This window comes from Microbulbifer celer, from assembly GCF_020991125.1.
In the GTDB taxonomy this organism is placed as follows: Bacteria; Pseudomonadota; Gammaproteobacteria; order Pseudomonadales; family Cellvibrionaceae; genus Microbulbifer; species Microbulbifer celer.
In genome coordinates this window covers 3,123,006-3,143,561 of record NZ_CP087715.1, presented here as the reverse complement: position 1 = coordinate 3,143,561, position 20,556 = coordinate 3,123,006, and the positions used below count along the sequence as shown (strand labels likewise).

Annotated in this window: 11 protein-coding genes; 8 read left to right on the top strand and 3 right to left on the bottom strand. The window is 56.5% G+C overall.

From position 1 onward, the window contains the following. Window positions 1-10: 10 nt before the first annotated feature. The 3 genes from LPW13_RS13060 to LPW13_RS13050 all read left to right on the top strand — a co-directional run bounded on the left by LPW13_RS13060 (window position 11) and on the right by LPW13_RS13050 (window position 6,247). Window positions 11-2,554: a glycoside hydrolase family 3 protein gene (locus LPW13_RS13060; RefSeq protein WP_230436004.1), complete on the top strand. Its 2,544-nt coding sequence runs from the start codon at window positions 11-13 to the stop codon at window positions 2,552-2,554. 324 nt (window positions 2,555-2,878) lie between these two features. Next, complete coding sequence (locus tag LPW13_RS13055) at window positions 2,879-4,933, top strand: glycoside hydrolase family 16 protein (RefSeq protein ID WP_230436002.1); 2,055 nt, start codon at window positions 2,879-2,881, stop codon at window positions 4,931-4,933. 63 nt (window positions 4,934-4,996) lie between these two features. Beyond that, the gene (locus LPW13_RS13050) at window positions 4,997-6,247 is read left to right on the top strand and encodes a family 16 glycosylhydrolase (RefSeq protein ID WP_230436000.1); all 1,251 of its coding nucleotides are present in this window, start codon (window positions 4,997-4,999) and stop codon (window positions 6,245-6,247) included. 97 nt (window positions 6,248-6,344) lie between these two features. Here the strand turns inward: LPW13_RS13050 and LPW13_RS13045 are convergent, their stop codons facing one another. Continuing rightward, window positions 6,345-7,241, bottom strand: coding sequence for a dienelactone hydrolase family protein (locus LPW13_RS13045; protein WP_230435998.1), 897 nt, complete (start codon window positions 7,239-7,241; stop codon window positions 6,345-6,347). Between the two features lie 465 nt (window positions 7,242-7,706). Between LPW13_RS13045 and LPW13_RS13040 the strand changes: the two genes are divergently transcribed. Beyond that, entirely contained in the window at window positions 7,707-8,459 is a 753-nt protein-coding gene (locus LPW13_RS13040) for a lipase chaperone (protein WP_230435996.1), read from the top strand. Between the two features lie 23 nt (window positions 8,460-8,482). Here the strand turns inward: LPW13_RS13040 and LPW13_RS13035 are convergent, their stop codons facing one another. After that, on the bottom strand, window positions 8,483-9,637 hold the full coding sequence (locus LPW13_RS13035) for a helix-turn-helix domain-containing protein (RefSeq protein ID WP_230435994.1): 1,155 nt from the start codon (window positions 9,635-9,637) through the stop codon (window positions 8,483-8,485). A gap of 831 nt (window positions 9,638-10,468) precedes the next feature. On the opposite strand from LPW13_RS13035, the gene glk reads away from it, so the two are divergent. From glk to LPW13_RS13020, 3 genes are all read left to right on the top strand, one after another. Continuing rightward, entirely contained in the window at window positions 10,469-11,428 is a 960-nt protein-coding gene (gene glk / locus LPW13_RS13030) for a glucokinase (RefSeq protein ID WP_230435993.1), read from the top strand. 253 nt (window positions 11,429-11,681) lie between these two features. Further along, complete coding sequence (locus tag LPW13_RS13025) at window positions 11,682-14,471, top strand: TonB-dependent receptor (protein ID WP_230435992.1); 2,790 nt, start codon at window positions 11,682-11,684, stop codon at window positions 14,469-14,471. Between the two features lie 424 nt (window positions 14,472-14,895). Then, a complete protein-coding gene (locus LPW13_RS13020; protein ID WP_230435991.1) occupies window positions 14,896-17,322 on the top strand; it encodes a sialidase family protein in 2,427 nt (808 codons plus the stop codon). 85 nt (window positions 17,323-17,407) lie between these two features. On the opposite strand, the gene LPW13_RS13015 is transcribed toward LPW13_RS13020, so the two are convergent. Beyond that, entirely contained in the window at window positions 17,408-18,253 is an 846-nt protein-coding gene (locus tag LPW13_RS13015) for a universal stress protein (RefSeq protein WP_230435990.1), read from the bottom strand. A 233-nt stretch (window positions 18,254-18,486) separates the two neighbouring features. Between LPW13_RS13015 and LPW13_RS13010 the strand changes: the two genes are divergently transcribed. Next, window positions 18,487-20,250, top strand: coding sequence for an alpha-amylase family glycosyl hydrolase (locus LPW13_RS13010; RefSeq protein ID WP_230435989.1), 1,764 nt, complete (start codon window positions 18,487-18,489; stop codon window positions 20,248-20,250). The last annotated feature ends 306 nt before the right edge of the window (window positions 20,251-20,556 follow it).

The following is a 20,556-nucleotide window of genomic DNA, read 5'->3' as shown; positions in this document are numbered from 1 at the left end:
TGTAGCGGTGATGAAGAAGCGAATTCTGCTGGGGGTCATCTCCGGTCTGATAGCCGGCGGTGGGCTCGCCGGCTGCGGTGAACAGGTCGAACAGAAAGCGGCCGCCAAGCCGAAAACGGAAGGTGTCAGCGTCAATGATGCCTGGCCGCAATTGACCAGTCCCATTGAGAAAGATCCGGCCATCGAAGCGCGCATCGACGAGCTGCTCGCCAAAATGACCGTGGAAGAAAAAGTCGGCCAGATGGTGCAGGTGGAAATCCGTGCGGCCACCCCGGAAGAAGTGAAGCAATACAATATCGGCTCCATCCTGAACGGCGGCGGCGCCTTCCCCGGCGACAACAAACACGCAACCGTGGACGATTGGGTCGCACTGGCGGACGAGTACTACAAAGCCTCCATCGACACCAGTGACGGTGGAGTCGGCATCCCCATGATCTGGGGCACCGACGCCGTACACGGCCACAACAACGTGATCGGCGCGACCCTATTCCCCCATAACATCGCTCTCGGCGCCACCCAGAATCCCGAACTGATGCGCCAGATCGGTGCCGCCACTGCGGCCGAAGTGCGCGCGACCGGCATCGACTGGATCTTCGCGCCCACCCTCGCAGTAGTGCGTGACGACCGCTGGGGTCGCACCTACGAATCCTATTCCGAAGATCCTCAGGTGGTGTATGACTACGCCGGCAAACTGGTGGAAGGCCTACAGGGCGCCCACGACAGTGAAGAGCTGCTGCACGGCAAGCATGTGATCGGCACCGCCAAGCACTTCCTGGCCGATGGCGGCACCGAGAACGGCATCGACCGCGGTGACGCAGTGATGAGCGAAAAAGAGCTGGTTGAGATCCATGCGCAGGGTTACTTCTCTGCCATCGAAGCCGGCGTGCAGTCGGTGATGGCCTCCTTCAGCAGCTGGAACGGCGAGAAGATGCACGGCCACAAGTACCTGATGACCGATGTGCTCAAAGACCGTCTGGGATTTGACGGTTTTGTGGTTGGCGACTGGGCCGGCCACCAGTTCGTCAATGGCTGTACCAATGAAAGCTGCCCGCAGGCAATCAACGCCGGCCTTGATATGTTTATGGCGCCGGACCCGAGCTGGAAGGAACTCTACGCGAATACCGTGGCACAGGCGAAGAGCGGCGAAATTTCTGCAGAGCGTCTCGACGATGCGGTGCGCCGCATCCTGCGAGTGAAAATGCGCTCTGGTCTGTTCGAGGCGGGGCTGCCGTCCGAGCGCGCTAACGCCGGTGATGAATCCCTGATCGGTGCCGCCGAGCACCGCGCCATCGCCCGTCAGGCGGTGCGCGAATCCCTGGTGCTGCTGAAAAACAACGACAACCTGCTGCCGCTGGCCCGTGATCAGCGCGTGCTGGTCGCCGGTGACGGCGCCGACAATATCGGCAAGCAGGCTGGTGGCTGGAGCATCACTTGGCAGGGTACCGGCAACCAGAACAGCGACTTCCCCGGTGGTACCTCTGTGTACGGTGGTATTGCCGAGGCGGTTGAGTCTGCCGGTGGCACCGCAGAGCTGTCGGAAGATGGCAGCTTCGAGCAGAAGCCGGATGTGGCCATTGTTGTGTTCGGTGAGGACCCCTATGCGGAAATGCAGGGCGATATTTCCAACCTGGATTACCCGGGCGAGCGCGACCTGGCGCTGCTGCAAAGCCTGAAAGAGCAGGGCATTCCGGTGGTTTCCCTGTTCATTACCGGCCGCCCATTGTGGACCAACCCTGAAATCAACGCGTCTGATGCCTTTGCTGTCATCTGGCAGCCGGGTACCGAGGGCGGTGGTGTTGCCGACGTGATCTTCCGCAAGGCCAATGGTGAAGTGAATTATAACTTCAAAGGTCAGCTGACCTTCTCCTGGCCGAACGATGCCCAGCCCACCCTGCGTAACCCCGGCGAAAACGAAGCGCTGGCGCAGTTCAACTACGGCTACGGTCTGGATTACCAGAGCCAGGTGCAGATTGCCGCGTTGTCTGAAGAGAGCGGCCTGAAAGCCTCCAAAGGCAACGAAACGCTGGCGGTATTCAACGGTCGCGCACTGGATCCGTGGAGCTTCCAGGTAACCGATGCCGGCAACAACCAGTCTGAAATTACCAGCAGTGTCGCCAAGCTACAGGGCATCAGCGTGCAATCCGTCGACCGCAACGTGCAGGAAGACAGCCGTCGTGTGCAGTGGACCGGTGAAGGCAATGCGGTAGCCGGTTTCTTTGCCAATAGCCGTACCGATCTCTCCGCTTACCTGAGCAATCAGGGCGCGCTGGTATTTGATGTAAAAGTCGATGGCGCGCCAAGCGATGCAGTAAACCTGGGTATGTACTGTGGCCAGGATTGTGGTGCCGAGCAGTCCATCACTGAACTGTTGAGTGGCACAACCGCAGGTGAATGGAAAACCGTTGCCGTGGATCTGCAGTGCCTGGCAAAAGGCGGGGCGAAAATGGATATGGTGCTTTCTCCATTCTATGTGCGCACCGCTGGCAAACTGGATCTCACGATTCACGATATTCGTATCGCCGCCAAGTCCGAGGCGGATATCAACTGCGGTTAATGAAGTTGAGTTAATTTGACTGACCGCAAGCCCGGCTGCCACATCCATCTTTCCGGCAGCCGGGCTCCGCGATCCACCCACAAGGTGGTGGCCGGAAACTGATTACAAAATATGGATAACAACAATAATATCGCCGTTCGCGGCTTCAGAAAGCAGTACCCCGAACAGCAAGCAGTAAAACCCTGATCTGATCAGGCTTTGTGGATAAGTTTCTCTGGTTATCCGCAAAGGCTTCCTGCGCGCTGAATTTTCATTCGGATGGTATGAGCCGAGTTTTACATCCCGATCCGACAATAAATACAAAGAAGTTCGATGGGAGACATAATGAAAATAACCAAGCTATTGTCCAATCAACGTGTCTTGATTGGCGCACTGTGCCTGGCGGTTCAGCCGCTGGCCTCTATCACTGCGCACGCGCAAGCTGACCCGGTGTGGTCGGATGAGTTCGACGGTGAGCAGATCGATCGCAGCGTATGGACCTACAACACCGGCGGCAGCGGTTTTGGTAACGGTGAAATGCAGTTCTACACCGCATCCCAGAACAATGCCTATATCGAAGACGGCAATCTGGTGATCGAAGCGCGCCGTGAAGACTACGAAGGCAAGCCGTTCACCTCCGCCCGCCTGCACACCAATGGCCGGGTGGGATTCAAGTTCGGCACCCTGGAAGCACGGATTAAACTGCCGAAACTGGACAACGGCCTGTGGCCGGCCTTCTGGATGCTGGGCGACAACTACGGTGTCGACGGCTGGCCCAAGTCCGGTGAAATTGACATCCTCGAAGCCGGATTCAAATCCGCCATGGAAGATGGCACCGTCAACCATGCGGTATCCGGTGCGGTGCACTGGTGGCATGAAACCGGTACCTGGAGCGACTGGCTGCAGGCCTCCCATTCCCGGCACGCTGTACTGGCTGATCCGCTCTATACGGATTATCACATCTACCGCCTGGACTGGACGCCGGAAGAGGTGGTGATCTCTGTGGACGACACCACTGTCCTCACTATGGACACCAGCGCCCCGGAACTGTCGGAATTTCGCGACAATCCCATGCACATCCTGCTGAACCTTGCCGTAGGCGGTTGGAACTTCGTCGAGATCACCGACCCCGCACAGATCACCGCAGACTTCCCGGCAAAAATGTATGTGGATTACGTGCGCCTGTATGCCAACGAGCACACCGAGCTGGAAGTGGCGAGTGAACACTACGTCTCCGGTGATTTCGGTATCCTCACCGAAACCCACCCGGTGGAAAGTGCGCTGGACTGGGAAGACAATACCAACCTGTATGTGTGGAACAACATGGTAGAGGCCAGCGCTGTTCCTTTCGAAGGTTCCGAGTCACTGGCGTTCAGCGTGCAGCCCGGCAACTGGTGGGGCATGGGATTACTGCACCCGGACTACAACCTGCACAACTACAAGCACGGCACTCTTGAGTTCGACATGCAGGTGCAGAGTGATGTGAATATTGAAGTACACATGATGAGTACAGCCGGCGGCCAGGGCACAGTTGTGCTGGCAGAAGGTGGTGAACAGTATGGCCTGGTGCGCGACGGTGCCTGGCATCACGTGAGTATTCCGCTGTCGAAGTTCGGCGGTGTGGATATGGAAACCGTGCAGACCCTGTTTGCCATTTCCGGCCCGGCACCGGGGGAAGCCTTCGATATTGCCATAGACAATATCTATCTCACCGAAAGCACCGCGCTGCCGGCGCCGGAAGGTGGAAGCTTTGGCATTTATACCGAAACCGAAGCCAATACTTCTGCCGGCGCCCTGGTTGAAGGAAACAACAGCGATCTGTTCGTATGGGAAGGCACGCTGTCTCTGTCTCACGGCAACCCGCTGGAAGGGAACAGCGCCCTGAACCTCGCTTCCAACGGCCTGGGGTGGTTCGGCATGGGCTTTGCCGCTCGTGAGGGCTTCGATCTGAGTGCGTTTGATAATGAAGAAGCGGCACTGCACTTCTCCATGCGTACCACCGACCAGACTGAATTCCGTATCGGCATGAAGAGCGGCAATGTGCAGGACATCGGCCAGACCTGGGCAACCTTTGCCCCGGGAAATGATCCCTACGGATTTGCCCGCGACGGCCAGTGGCACGATGTAGTGATTCCGTTGTCCGATCTGGCGGCCGATCTGGAAATCACCGATGTGCGTCAGCTGTTCCAGGTGTTGGGTTTTGGTGAGGTGGTCGATCTTTCCATCGATAATGTCTATCTGTCGGGCGGAGCTTCCAGAGACGATGGCAATGACGCGAGATCCAAACCAAACCGTGGCAATGGTGAAGGCAAAGGGCCTCGCGGCTGCGGTCGGGACGGCTTGCCGCACCCAGTATTCGGTGAGGCGAAACGCTGCGGAAAGCCGCCGAAAAATCAGTGAAATAAGTAGTATGCACCTGGCGATAGGTATCGCCGGGTGCAAAATGGTGGCATGGAGGTGTCCGTGAAGAAGAAGTTTTTATCCCTCGCTTTGTTGGGTATTCCCGCGCTGGCTGCCGGCGCCGAAAATCCGCCGGTCTGGGCCGTCAACGTGGGCGGTGGCGTTTTCGAATCCACAGACGGCATTACTTACGGTGCGGACGAGGGTTTCAATGGTGGCTCGGTGGAAACGCTCAGTGGAAAAATTAAAGCCAGCCACAACCCGGAGCTGTATCGGAGTGAGCGCCGTGGGGTGGATTTTTCCTACGGGAAAGCGCTGCCCGATGGCCGTTATAATCTGACCTTACGCTTTGCGGAAAGTGATGCGGACAAGCCCGGCGAGCGTACCTTTTCTATTGACGTGGAAGGACGCGAGCGTATCGCAGCGCTGGATGTGCGGGATATCAGTGGTGCAATCAACACCGCCTACAGCGTAACCATTCCCAATATTGTGGTGGGGGACGGTGAGCTGAATATCGACTTTCGCGGCGATCAAGGGCCCGCGTCACTAAGCGCTCTGCTGGTGACAGAGCCCCACAGCCACGATCGGGAGTGGCAGCTCTATTGGTCCGACGAGTTCGATTACAAGGGCGCGCCTGACCAGGAGAAGTGGAACGTCGAAGTGCAGCCCCCGGGCTGGGTCAACGACGAGTTGCAGTACTACACGGGCCGGCCGGAAAATATTCGTGTGCAGGATGGCGTCCTGGTAGTGGAAGGACACAGGGAAGATTATAAAGGGGCGGACTACACTTCCGGGCGCATCCATTCACGGAACAAAGGGGATCTGCTCTACGGCCGTGTGGAAGTACGTGCGAAGCTGCCAGCCGGCCGTGGCACCTGGCCTGCTATCTGGATGATGCCTACGGATTTTCTCGGTTACGGCAAAGGTTGGCCAGACAGCGGCGAGATCGACATCATGGAACACGTGGGCTACGACCAGGGCCAGGTACATGCGACGGTTCACAACAAGGCGTATTACTGGGTCAACGGTATGCAGCGCAAGGGCTCGGTGATGATGGAGGATGTGAGTTCGGCATTCCATGAGTACGCAGTGGAGTGGGATCGGGATCGCATGGACTTCTTTATCGACGACGTGCACTACTTCACCTACATCAACGACGGCAACGGCTGGGAATCCTGGCCGTTCAACAAGCCTTTTTACGTGATACTCAATCTCGCCATCGGCGGAAACTGGGGCGGCGTGGAAGGCGTGGACCCGGAAATCTGGCCGAGAAGGATGGAGGTGGATTACGTGCGGATGTATCGTCCTCTTTGAGTAATGGATGAAAGAGGACGAGTGCAACACCAGGGCGAGTGCAACAACGAAAGTGTCGTACTCGCCCGGTAATAAATACCAACCGGAAACCCTGTAATCAGTCGGGGATGTTGGCGCTTTCAAAGGTGGCGACGTAGAACGGTGGGCGATCCAGGTACTGCGCCCAGCGCGTATCCCCGTCGAGAAAGGTCTTCTGGAACGCCAGTGCCAGCTGCCCTACATAGCGGTTGGCATCTTCCGGACCACCCCAGTCAAAGTGCCCCACATTGGAAACTTCGTAGAACAGCTTGGGTACGCCCCAGGGAATATTGCGATATACCCCATCACTCTGTCCGAGGCCACCGAGGTAAGTCGTATCCAGTGCACCATTGAACAGAATGGTGGGGATACGGGTATTGCGGCCACTGGAATCGCTGTCGACGGCGGTAAGATTGTGCCCTGCAAAAGACATTGCGGTTTTCAGGCCGCTATACTCCGCTGATGAAATCCAGGTGGCACCGCCGCCCATGGACCAGCCGGTGGCACCGAAACGGCTCGTGTCCAGTTGCCCGCGTAGCGGGCTGCCGAAACGTGTGTTTTCCCCTTTCATTGCATCCAGCACATCCTGTTGCTGGCGAGCCCGGGAATCTACGCTGTCTAGGGTGGTACGGGTGTCCATTGTTACCATTACAATACCGTGTGACGCAAAGAACGGACCCCAGTCCCGGTACCAGGGCTGGGTGCCGGTGTAAGGCGGAGTAAATACAAGCAGGGAGTAGGGCGGCGCCGCATCGGTGGGATAGTAAACGGTTGCGCCACCGGGAGTGGACAAGTAGGGCATGGTGTAACTGTCGTAATCATACGGGCCGTTATCGCTGTAGTTGCCCGGGGAGTATTCATCGCGACAGATGGCATCAGAAGGGCAGCCTTGTGCCTGTACCGCAGTCGCAGCCAGTAGCCCACCCAGTAAAACCCCGAGTGTGGGGAGTAAATTCTGTACCAGTTTTCTCTTCATTATCGTCGTAGCCTCTTTTATTACAATTATTCTTGAACCGAATTTTTCGGTTATCGGGGCTCCCGGATTTGAGTTTGTATAGATTTTCTCCGCGAGCGAGAAAATCATAGGCGGCTCGTCGATAGTCCCAATAGTACATAACCCACCAAAAAATCCTGTTTCTGTCTTCTGCTGTATTTCTGGCGTTGTATCCATTCATTTGCAACTGGCGCGCTGACTGTTGAATCCGGTAATTTGTCTCAAGTCGGTTGTGATGGGTGGATATCGCGGGTTGATTACCTGAGAGGGAGGAAAATGAAAAAGTCGATTGAAAAAATTTTCAGATTTTTTCTCGGTGGTATCGTTGCGGTGGCAGTGGCGATTGCCGTCTGGTTGACGGCTCTTCCCTACGAAAACCCTGCGCTGGAAGTAAAAACTCCGCATACAGAAATACCGCCAGATGTAATCGCTGCATCAGGAAAAACTATGCGTTCAGTGCCTCATGCCCTGCCGGAGCAGAAGGTGGCCTCCGAACCAGTCGATGGCGTTGAATCATCACCCGAAAATATCGCGGTACCCCCGGTTGAGGCGGTCGCCATTATTGATGCTTTGCTCCTGCTCAGCTTCGATCACGATGGTAACTTGTTGATGGATCGGAATACGCTGGCCGCATTAAAAGAATTCCATACTCAGCTGGAGGGTTCTGCCAGCGCGGACACCATGGTCACATTGCGAACGGTGCTGGAAGCGTCACTACCGGAAACTGTAGCCAACCAGCTGATGGCGTTGGCCCGGAATTACTTTGATTTCCGTCGGGCAGAGCAGGACTTTCAGCTGGCGATGACAGCGGGTGCCGAGGAGGTAAATGGGGTGGCGTTTCAGTCCGAACAGTACGCCGAGATAAAAAAAATACGTCGCAGTTACTTTGCGCCGGAAGTGGTGAACAAGCTGTTTGCTGAAGAGGAAGCCCAGCTGCCGTACATGGCAACTGCGTTGGCGGTAGCGCAAAATCGTGAGCTGACAGCGGAACAGCGGGCGCAACAGCTGGCGGTACTACGGGAAGAGTTCAATCACGTGACAAGCAGAATGGACTCGCCGCTGGCAGGCAAGGTGCTGGAGGCGAAAGTTGCGCGGATGCGTGCGTCGGGCGCCACGGAAGCTGCGATCTTCGACGCACGCAGCGAGGTGTTGGGGAGTGCCGAGGCGCAGCGCCTGGCCGATCTCGACCGGGCGCCCTAGAGGGCACCCATCCAGGTTGAATGTCAGCTGGAGGCTTCGGCTGCCAGCGCCTGCTTGCGGTATTCCGTGGGCGACATGCCGACCAGACGGCTGAAGAAACGGTGGAAGGCGGATTTACTGTTGAAGCCGGATTCCAGCAGCACGTCGAGTACCGTCATATCCGCTTTCTCCGGATCTGCCAGCAGGGTCTTGGCGGCCTCCACCCGATAGCTGTTCACGAACTCGAAAAAGTTGGTACCGAAGTGTTTGTTGATCACCCCGGAGACTTCTTTCGGCGGCAGGTCGATGCGCTCGGAGAACTGCTCCAGGTTCAGGTTCTTCTTCAGATAGATCTTGTCCACGTCCATCGCGTGGCGCACCTTGGTGATGGCCGGCTCCGAGGGCGCCTCTTCGCTGACAGTCTCGTGGGTCTCCTCTTCTGGCTTGGTATCCAGAAGTTGATGGGCGTAGGTCAGACTGTACGCAAAGAAGGCGTTGATCAGGATAAAGGCCAGGTAATTGTCAGCGATGCCCATATAGTCAGCGACAATATCACTGGAGAACTTTGCTACTACGTGCACCACCATGGTCCATCCCCAGGAGATGAAGACCCCCCAGGCCAGTGCCGACAGCCACGTCAGCTCCACCTCGGAATAGTGTGAGTACTCATCCTTGAGTGCGATCCGGTAGCGGCGAATCTGAACCAAGGATGCGGCAGCATACACAAATGGTACCAATGACGCGAGATCCCAGATGAACTCGATGGCCAGGGTGGGGAGTGACTGTTCGGTGTCCGTTGCAAGTCGCAGATCACTGCTGGAAATTCCGAATACCGCTATACAGGCCAGGCCCAGCAGCGCTGGCAGCAGGTGTATGGCAAGGCGTCGATCTAATGTCAGCTTCCGTTGTGTCAGCGAGCAGACATACAGATAGATTGCGGGCCCCTTGAGTAGCAGTGCGCTGTACAGCAGGTAGGGCAGCAGCGTCTGTTCAAACCAGGGGGCGAGCGAGAATTGGTCGTTCCACAGGATCAGCGTGCAGGCGGAGGCCACGGCAATAATCAGCAGAAAGGCGCTCAGCAATCTGCCGTCGTGTCGCGCGCGTGTGGGCAGAATGGACTGGAAGACCGCCAGTAGCAGGCATTCTGCCGCAGTCATCAACAGCACCACGTCGTGAATATTGAAAATGTATTGTTTCATCGGGTCATCGCTTGAGTGTCTTTTTTATGGTTCTTATTAGAGTTTTGTAATGAGGCGATTATAAGAGAAAACCCACCCGGGTAGGAGCCTGAAGCGGGACGGGATGAGCAATGTCTGCCGCTTGTGTCCCAGTGTCTGGCGACGTGGGTGAATGTGACTGGAGAGCCCGTAACACCGGGGCCCGAAAGATCCGCGGAAAAGAAAATGAGCCCCGAAATACACCCAGGAGATATGCCTTCCCGAAGGAGGTGGCACAGCCCAGTTTGCTCTTTCCCCTAAAGTGGGGCGACCGCACTGGGGGATCTGCGGATACTGCGCACCATCGGTTCATACCTTCGGGTGCACGGCCACCGCCCCTGCACCATTCGGCTCTGACCTTCTCGGCAGGGCGCGACGAAGGTTCCCGACATCATCTCTCTTCTCCCGCTAGTGGGCAAACCCGTTTTAGCTGGGCCGGTACAGTGCTGTTGTACCGGCTTTTTTTTTGCCTGGGCGACACCTACCCTGACACGGGGGAATACCGGGTGGGCGCAATTATTGGGGGCGGTGAGGGCGTCCGCTGGCCTCCCGTCCGTCTTCATACTGTCAGCGGCTTTCCCGCTATTGCTCACTGCGAAATGCTATTGGTTGAGTTACCTGCTCATCCTTCGCGATTTGTGACCGTAAAGCAGGGGGAGGGCTGGAGTTTTTGTCGGCAAATCATTACCTTATACCGCCGTTTTTTCCGGGACTCTTTCCATGCCTCTGCCTGAGAACTCTTCCGGGAGTCGGGTGTAGGGCCGGTCAGAATAGTCAGAAGTGAAGCGAACAGGTTTAATTAAGGAAAGCACCATGACCAGAATCGTTGCGGATATCGGCGGTACCAACGCCCGTTTCGCCGTTGCCCACCCGCGCGACGGGGGCTACCGTCTCGAGCATATTCAGGTGGTGAACTGCGCCAAATATCCGGATTTCTATTCTGCGCTCGGGCAGTGGGTCGAAACTCTGGAAGAGCGTCCGCGCGCGGCCTGTATTGCCGTCGCCGGGCCGGTAGAGGCGACCCCGCAGGGGGGGCGTGTGACCATGACCAACCTCGGGTGGGATATTCGCGCGGAAAAGTTGTGCTCTGACCTGGGGCTGGATCGGGCGCGGGTGGTGAACGACTTTGCCGCCCTGGCGCTGTCACTGCCGCGGCTTACCGGAGAGGACAAGTGGGCCCTGCGGGATGTGCCGCCCCAGCACAACGGCTGTATGGCGGTGCTCGGCCCGGGCACCGGTCTCGGTGTGGCGGCGATCATTCACGAAGCCGGCCGTTACCGCGTGGTGCCGGGGGAGGGCGGGCACGCCAATCTTTCCGCCGGCAGTGAGCGCGAGTTGGAGCTGCTGCAGATTCTCGCCCGCACCCAGCTACCGGTCTATAACGAGTACGTGCTGAGTGGTGGCGGCCTGGTCAACCTGTACCGGGCAGTCTGTGCCCTGCACGGCCGTCAGCCGGAAGAACTCACGCCGCCGGATGTCAGCGGTCGCGGCCTCGACGGTAGCGATCCCCTGTGCCGTGAGACGCTGATCGACTTTCTCAATTTCCTCGGCAGTGCCGCCGGCGATGCGGCGCTCTACTATGTGGCCCGCGGCGGAATCTTCCTCGGCGGCGGCGTACTGCCCCGTATCGAATCCCTGCTGCCGGAAAGTGAGTTCGAGCAGCGCTTTGTCACCAAAGGCCGCCTAGGCGACTGGCTGCAGGGCGTACGGGTAGAGGTGCTGAAGGCCGGTTACCCTGCGCTGATCGGCGCTGCCGCCTGGCTCGAATACTGATCACGATTCTACTACCTTGCATTTTTTGCGAGGTTGTAGCGCTCCCCGAATCGGCGCCTGATGGCGCCGGTTTTGCGTTGGAATGGATAAAAATTAGCCAGTCGGTATAATTGCCGCCAGGTGACTGAGCCGGGTCTCTTCTCCTCGTACCCGGTATCTCCTCCCCCTCCTCCCCCCTCGGGGGTGGAGGCCAAGGACTGTGGGCCGCAATAGGATGCAAGCACTCACCATAACGATAAGTCCAAGGGAGAAGATGATGAGTCTGACTAAAAGAGGTTTTCGGCCAGCACTGCTGTCCGTCGCTATTGCTGCATCCGCTACATCCGTTGGTGTGATGGCCCAGGACGAAGGCAGCACCCAGCTGGAAGAGCTGACCGTAACCGGTTTCCGCAAGAGTGTGATGGACTCCATCGACACCAAGCGCGATGCCAAGGCGGTTGTTGAAGCCATTTCCGCCGAAGATATCGGCAAACTGCCCGACTCCTCCATCGCTGAAGCCATCTCCCGCCTGCCGGGCCTGGCTACCCAGCGTCTGGACGGTCGCGCCAGCCGCGTCACCATTCGCGGCTTCGGTGAAAACGAAAGTGCCACCACCTTCAACGGCCGTGAACAGGTATCCATCTCCGACAACCGCGGGGTGGAGTTCGACCTGTACCCTTCCGAGATCATGAGCGGTGTGACCGTCTACAAAACCCCGCAGGCCAACATCGAGGCCGAAGGTATTGCGGGCGTAATCGACATGCAGACCGTCAAGCCCCTGGAGCGCGGCGAGCGCGTAATCCAGTTCAATGGCCAGCTGGAGCAGACCAGCTTCGACAAGCTGAACCCGGACGGTGAAGACCAGGGCCATCGCGGCACCTTCTCCTATATCGACCAGTTTGCCGACGATACCATCGGTGTGGCCTTCGCTTACAACACCATGAGCTCTCCGAACCAGGAAGAGCGCTGGAACACCTGGGGTTACCCGGAGTTTGAAGTCGACGGTGAGAACTACTCCATTCTCGGTGGCGCCAAGCCGTTTGTGCGCTCCTCCGTGCTCGAGCGCGATAGCGCCATGCTGGTGGTTGAACTGCAGCCGAACGACAAACTGCACACCACCTTCGATGCCCTGTATGTCGACTTCAACGATGAAAAAATTCTGCGCGGTATCGAAATTCCTTTTGCCTGGGGTCAGGGCAATCTGTCCGCAGACCTGTCTGGTGCGGATCCTTCAACCGGCTTCCTGACCAGCGCTTCCACCGAAGGCCAGCGCGTTGTGGTACGTAACGACCTGGAAACCCGCGCCGCGGAAATGACCTCCTTCGGCTTCAACACCAAGTACGATTTCAGTGACACCCTGCAGCTGGAGTTTGATGCCAGCCACTCCGCCGTAGAACGCGATATCTGGAGCTTCGAAAGCTACTCCGGTACCGGCCGCGGTGACAATGAAGGTATTGCAGACAACCTGACCTACACCTTCGACGGCGGCAATACCGGCGCCAAATTCACCCACGGCCTGGATTACAGTGACTTCGGTCTTATCCAGTTGGGTGGACCGTTGTCCTGGGGTGCGAGTACGGCCTTGAATGAGAAGTACGGCCAAGTAGAAGGCGACGACTACTACAATGCCGCGCAAGATGGATTCCTGAATACCCCTTCGATTGATGACGAGCTCACCACCATCAAACTGGCGGCAAAGCAGCTGGTAGAGCTGGGTGTAGTGGAAGAGATCAGTTACGGCGTATCTTACCGCGACCGTGAAAAGACCAAACAGTCCGGCGGCTACTACATGACTCTGGCCAACTTCGATGGCGAGTCTGCGGGCATGCTGGAAGTGCCGGAAGAATATCGCCTGGGCAGCGCCTCCCTCGACTTTATCGGCATGGGCGACATGGTCGCATACAATGCCAAGGGACTGCTGAACGACGGCTACTACGACCTGCTGGATGAATCCCTCACCGGTATTGGGCACCTGACCAAATCCTACTCCGTGAGTGAGGCGGTCACCGCAGCGTTCGTACAGGCGGACTTCGCTACCGAAGTGGCTGGCCTGCCGCTTTCTGGTAACGCCGGCCTGCGCTACGTATACACCGAACAGGAATCCGAGGGTTACGCCGGACAGGTTATCGACGACCTGGTGGTCGCTACGCCCACAAGTCTGAGTCACGACTACGGTCGCCTGCTGCCAAGCCTGAACCTGGCGCTGGAAATTGACGAGCAGCAGACCCTGCGTTTCGGTGCCGCCAAAACCTTCTCCCGCGCGCGCATGGACGAAATGAATGCGTCTCTGGAAGTGAATTACAACCAGACTCCCGACGAAAACGGCAACCACTGGAACATCAGCGGTGGTAACCCGACGCTGGAACCGAAAGAAGCGGTAGGTGTAGACCTTTCCTACGAGAACTACTTCAGCGATGAAGGTTACTTCTCTGTGGCGCTGTTCTGGAAAGACCTGAGTAACTGGCACTTCGATGACAACTACAATGTTGACCTCGTCGGTGTAGCCGATCCGAATACCGGTGAAGTGCCCGCGAACTCTTCCGCGACTGCGTACGGTAAGATCAATGCCGGCGGCGGTACCCTGCAAGGTTACGAGCTGTCCGCTACTCTGCCGTTCAACCTGTTCAGTGAAAGCCTCGACGGCTTTGGCCTGATTGCCAGCCACACCGGCGTCAGCTCCGATGTCGAAGACCAGAACGGCAACGAGTACGAGCTGCCGGGCCTGTCTGACAGCATCCAGAGCATGACCGTCTACTACGACAACCACGGCTTCTCTGCCCGCACCAGTGTGCGCAAGCGCTCTGACTTCAAGGGTGAGGTTTACGGCCTCGGCTTCAACACCGAACAGGTCGACGTGCTGGGTGAAACCATCGTCGATGCGCAGATCGGTTATGACTTTGCCGACGCGGGTATCGGCGGCCTCGAGGGGCTGTCTGTTTACCTGCAGGGCGTCAACCTGACCGATGAGCCGTTCACTACCCTGAGTGGTGACAATGAGCTCCAGGTACGCGACTACCAGAGCTACGGCAAAACCTATCTGCTGGGCTTCAGTTACGAGCTGTAATTACCCTCTGTCAGTCTAGCCTCACAGCTAAAGGCCCTTGCGATTCCGTATTGCAGGGGCCTTTTTTGTGGTCTTCAGAATTATTCTCAGGCAGGCTTTCGATAACTATGTGCAACTCTTCGCACACCGTGGCTATGCCGTACAGCATCCCAATTCCGCAGCTCTAGCGGTTATGGATGGGACGACCTGGAAGCTGGTTATCGCCAGTGGAGATGTTTAGTCCGGTACGACATCACCGGGGGGGCAGGTATCTTTTGCGCGCCACAGCAGCTGTAGGTAAAAGGTGGCTGATCCCGCTTAAGTCAGGTTCGGTTTGAGTTTATTGCGGTGCAATATGCGGGGGAGTATATTGGCTCTTCGGCCCTGAACTTCTCACGGAATGACGCGGGTAGGGCCGCTTCTTGATCAGTTGATGGATAATAAAATGAATAAATTTTCCTTACGGCAGGGAAGAGGTTGGCCTGTGGCCGCGTTGAGCCTTCTACTGGCGGCCTGTGGTGGCGGTTCTGGTTCTGGCTCCTCAGGCTCGAGTGGTGATGTCGCTAACCCGCCAGTACCGTCACCGGATTTACTTACGGGTATATTTTTTGATAGCCCGATAGCGGGGCTCAGCTACAGTACGGGGTCCGGGCAACAAGGGGTTACCGATGGTGAGGGCCGGTTTACCTATGAGCCCTCGGATACGGTTTCCTTTTCATTAGGGGCTCTCACATTTGCTTCCATTGCCGCGAAGCCCGCACTTACCCCGCTGTCATTGTTTGATACACGCGATATCAACGATCGTCGAGTTGTGAACTTTCTGCGTATTGTGCAGAGCCTGGACGATGACGGGGATATCGAAACACGCATCATGTTGCGTGACGATACCGCGGAAATTATCGACAAGTCCGGGCTGACGTTGGTCGATTTTGATCAGGATCCGCTTGCCTTCGCTACGGATCATAAAGTCACAGCCTTTCTCTCCGCCGCCGGGTTAGGAGCGCTCGTGGAAGAGGAGTCTGCCAGAGAACATTTTTCCCTGACGCTGAAAAATTCAGAGAAAATTGATATCGATGAGGATGGCATTGGCAATCACTCCGACGCAGATGACGACAACGACGGCATTCCGGATGAGTGGGACGAGTTTCCCTACGACCCGGAGCGCAGTGGTGACGTCGACCTGGATGGCATCGATAACATCCATGATGGTGACGACGATAACGACGGCTACGCCGACGAGGATGACGACCTGCCGTATGATCCCGATGAGTGGGAAGACACCGATGGCGATGGCATCGGCAATATTGTCGATGAAGATGACGACAATGATGGTACTCCAGACAACGCCGATACGGCGCCGCTGGATTCTGATGTCGCGGGTGACGCCGATGGCGATGGCCTCGATAATGTTGTCGATCCTGACGATGACAACGATGGGGTGGTCGACAGCCAGGATGCCTTTCCGCTAGATGATGCGGAGAGCATGGATTTTGACGGTGATGGTCTGGGGGACAATGCAGATCCCGACGACGACAATGACACCGTTCCAGATACTGAAGATCGAATCCATATCGTCGGCCAGAGTGAGGTTTACTTCCAGGGCGAAACGATCACCCTGCGCGCACGAGGTTTTGATCCCGATTTCAACCCGGCAGACCCCGAAGACGGTTGGCATATACAGTTCTATACCTATGATCTGGAAAACCCCGAAAACCACATGTCCGAATATCCTGTCGAGGGCGTGTATAACGCGGAGTACGACTATGCCGGTAACGTTTGGGAGATAGAGTACTGGGCACCAGCCAAACCGGGCGAATTTCGTACCGAGCTGGCCCTCTACTGCTCTGAAAGCCCCAGTGTCTGTGAGGAAGAATATAATGGGGACCAGGTAGAGCAGAGTATTTATTTCACGTCTACCTGCGCAGAGCCGCCCTGTAGTTATGAACTGGATACACCCCGGGGTCATTACGTCACCAATAGTACGATCTATCCACACAATGCGGCCTTTGTGCAGCGCGATAATGGTGAGTTGGTGGCACTGGTCTCAGAGGACGATACTTACCTTACCCGATCAGTAGATAGTGGCCAGACCTGGGAGACTTTTGCAACGCTGCCGGAGTATATCTACGGCAATCCGGTGATGATCGAAAACCGATTTGGAAAGGTGCTGATACTTGGTCACTGTGACAGCGGAGGCGCCTGTATCTACGAGACAGACGACGGCCAAGACTGGCTGAAAACAGCGCTTACTGTAAATACCAACTTTGCCGGCTGCGATGAGACGGAGTGTGACTGGAACCTGTTGCATGCGGAGTCGCTGATCGAGGCGAGTGACGGCACCTATATTGTCAGTTATTCACTGGCCGAGTCACCTCAGGATGATGACTACAATATCGATGTTTACGTGACATCCAGTAGTGATCTACAAAGCTGGAGTACGCCGGCAAAGGTATCCAGCGGTACTGATTGGGACTTCGACTCAACACTGCTGCAAGCCTCAACTGGCAAATACTATCTGGGGTTTGTTTCCTACTCGAAGAATCAATTGGTGATCGCTGAATCGGATGATCTGGAGAACTGGAATGAAAAGCATCTGATCAGTCCGCACCCGCACCTGCATATGATGCCAAGGTTGCGGGAAATTGACGGTAAGCCGGTATTTTTCTACGAGAGCAGTGGCGTATTGCGATACAGTTATTTGCTCGATTCTGGAAACTTCTCAGGTCCGAAAACGGTAATTGACGGGATACCATTTGGTCCGGATATACAGCTGCTGCAGAGTGGTCACATCGGTGTCCTTTACCAGATGGACCTGAACAATCAGCGCGATGTCTTCTATGAGGAAATTGACTCGGTCGATATAGGAGGCTGAACCGAGGGCTAACCTCAGCAGCAAAAAGGGACTGAATTTTCAGTCCCTTTTTTTTGGCCATACCGTTACCGATCAAAATTCTGCGTCAGTGTTCGGTAGTGGTGAACGCGTTACAAACCATCACATCCGTATCCAGCGAACCAATCACCCGCTCCGCAGTATTACCCCGCAGCAGTGAGCCGGTCTCACCGTGCTGGTTGAGGGTGCCCATCACCACCACATCGGCGTCGACTTCCAGAGCAATCTCGGCCACCACTTCGTTGGTGTAGCCCTGCTTTACATGAATGCGGTCGGTGGGTACACCGGTCTTGTCGGCGAGCTTGGCCAGGGCGCCGCGATCGGGGTAGCGCATGGAGTCCAGATAGGCATTGACCAGGTGCAGCTCGGCACCGTAAACCTCGGCGATATAATTGGCGCGGGCGGTGATCTGGCGGTTGAGCTGGCGTTGCTGACTGGTCTGGGCCTGGTAGTTGACCGTGGCCAGCACCACCTTGCGACGGTCTTTGGCGCCGGGGCGGATCAGAACTACCGGGCAGCGGGCCTGCTTTAGTACCTGCCATTTAGACTCGGCAAAGGTGAACCGGCGGCTACTAGTGCGAGCGTGCACTGGCAGGTAAATCATCTCTGCGTTGCAGCGTTTAGACTCCTGAATAATTGCCGCCTGCCAGTCACTGGACCAGCACACGGTAATTTCAAATTCCACGCCCGCTTCTTCGATCGGGGTGCGGATCTGGTCGCGGAACCAGAACTCGTCCCGGAACAGGTGATCATTCACCGCGCGGGTGTCCACTGCCTCGCCATCAACGGCGACGAAGACCGCAAGTTTCGGTTGGGGATTGCGCTCGCGGGCGGTAGTCAGGGCCCGCTCCAGGGCTACATGTTTGTCATCGTTAGGGTCGACTACGACGAATACGACCGGTTTGTCCTGCATGGTCACTCCTTCAGGTTTTATGGTTCTTCCATTCAGTCAGTGTTTTTCTCTCTGGACCGCACAAACCGCCTGCGGTGCCTCTCATCGACTTGGCAGTCAAGGTTATCACCGGATGTTGCTTTTTTCATCTGCTCCCCTTCCATCTACGCCCCTGGGCAGGAGGATGAAAGTGCGTGGCAGCCGGGTAAAGTAGCCTGCAGTGATGACCGTTGGATAACGACCGAGAGAAGATAATGAAAAAAACAGCCGGCCTGACAGCATGGATTTCTGCAGCCGCCCTGGCCTTAACGGCCTGTGGCGACGATGCGCGAGTGGATCAATCCGAGCGCCCGGTAGCCGCTCCGGATGCCGCTGCATCATCGCAGACGAGCGAAACTGCAGTATTGACCGAGGTCAAGGATGCCGCCCGTGACCCTTTCTGGAACAACGCCACCATCTATTTCATGCTCCCGGACCGCTTCCATAACGGCAACCCGGACAACGATCTTTCCTATGGCCGCAAAGATGATGCAGCGCACCTGCGCGGTTTCAAGGGGGGAGACCTGCGCGGTGTCATCCAGAAGCTGGAAGAGGGCTACTTCTCCGATCTCGGAGTGGATGCCATCTGGATGTCTCCCATTGTCGAGAATGTGCACGGCTACGATGAAGGGGACAAGCGAACCTACGCGTTTCACGGCTACTGGCCGAAAGACTGGACTGCGGTAGATGCCAACTTCGGTACCGAATCAGATCTGGCGGAACTGGTGGAGGTCGCTCACAGCAAAGGCGTGCGTATCCTGCTGGACGTGATCATCAATCACACCGGCCCGGTCACCAGCGAAGACCCCCTGTGGCCGTCGGACTGGGTTCGCACCAATCCCCAGTGTGACTGGAGCAGCTTTGAGCAGAATGTAGAGTGCGCTCTCACCGAAAACCTGCCGGACATCCTCACTGAAAGTGAAAAGCCGGTTGAGCTTCCACCACAGCTTACCGAGAAATGGCAGCGCGAAGGTCGCCTTGAGCAGGAAGTGGCAGAGCTGGATGCCTTTTTCGAGCGTACCGGCTATCCGCGCGCGCCCAAGTACTACATCGTCAAATGGCTGACCGATTGGGTGCGGGAATACGGTGTGGACGGTTTCCGTGTAGACACGGTCAAACACGTGGAGCCGGAAATCTGGGCGGTACTGAAGAAGGAGGCCAGTATCGCGTTGTCGGACTGGAAAGCGCGTAATCAGGGCCAAAAGCTCGACGATCGTGACTTCTTTATGGTGGGAGAGGTTTACCACTACGGGGTGAATGATTTCGCCAGCAGCGATGGCCGTTTCTATGACTATGGCGATCGCAAAGTGGACTTCTTCAACTATGGCTTCGATAGCCTGATCAATATGGGGTTCGCTGCACACGCTACCCAGGATATGGAAAGTATCTTCCGCGAGTACTCCAATACCCTGCATGAGGGCGCCTTGAAAGATGTTTCGGTGCTGAATTATCTGGGCTCTCATGACGACCAGAACTCTTTCGACCGTGAACGCAAGCAGGTGAAGACTGCTGCCTTGAAACTGATGCTTGCGCCCGGTGCTGCGCAGATTTATTACGGCGATGAAGTTGCCCGCCCGATGATTGATGACCAGGCTTATGGCGATGCGTCCATGCGTGTCCCTATGGACTGGGCGTCTCTGCAACAGACGCAGACTCAGGAAATCCTCCAGCACTGGCAAAAACTGGGTCAGTTTCGTCAGTCCCATATGGCCGTGGGCGCCGGTGTGCACAAACAACTGAACGAAAAGCCGTATGTATTTACCCGCACCCTGGAAGATGACCGGGTGATGGTGGCGCTGGATATGCCGAAAGGTGAGAAATCCCTGACTGCTGCTGGTGTCTTCGCTGAGGGCGCTCTGGTGAAGGACTACTATTCTGGCGTTGAGGCCCGGGTAGAAGATGGCACTCTTTCGTTCGACACCAAATTTGACACCCTGCTGTTGGGTGTTGAGCAATCGTCGCAGTTGAGTGCCCGATAGTAACTGTACCGATATTTTAATTCTTGGACCAATAGGCTTTCTGTTCGCTTATTGAGCTATGGATGAGGCAGCAATTGGCTGCGTGCGACCCCTCTTTCTCGTCGAAAGGTTTGCCGGTATCCGCTTTTGCGTGATACCGGTTTTTTTTGCCCGAAATTTACCGGAACTTTCCAGGAGTGGCGCTTTTGCGGACTAAGCCCCCGGGAAGGATGAGGTAATTCCCTGGGAACCCGGTAACTTGAACCTGCGCCTATGCGGTTCGCGCACGAAAATGAACAGCTGCGTTGTATTCAGTTGATAACAAAA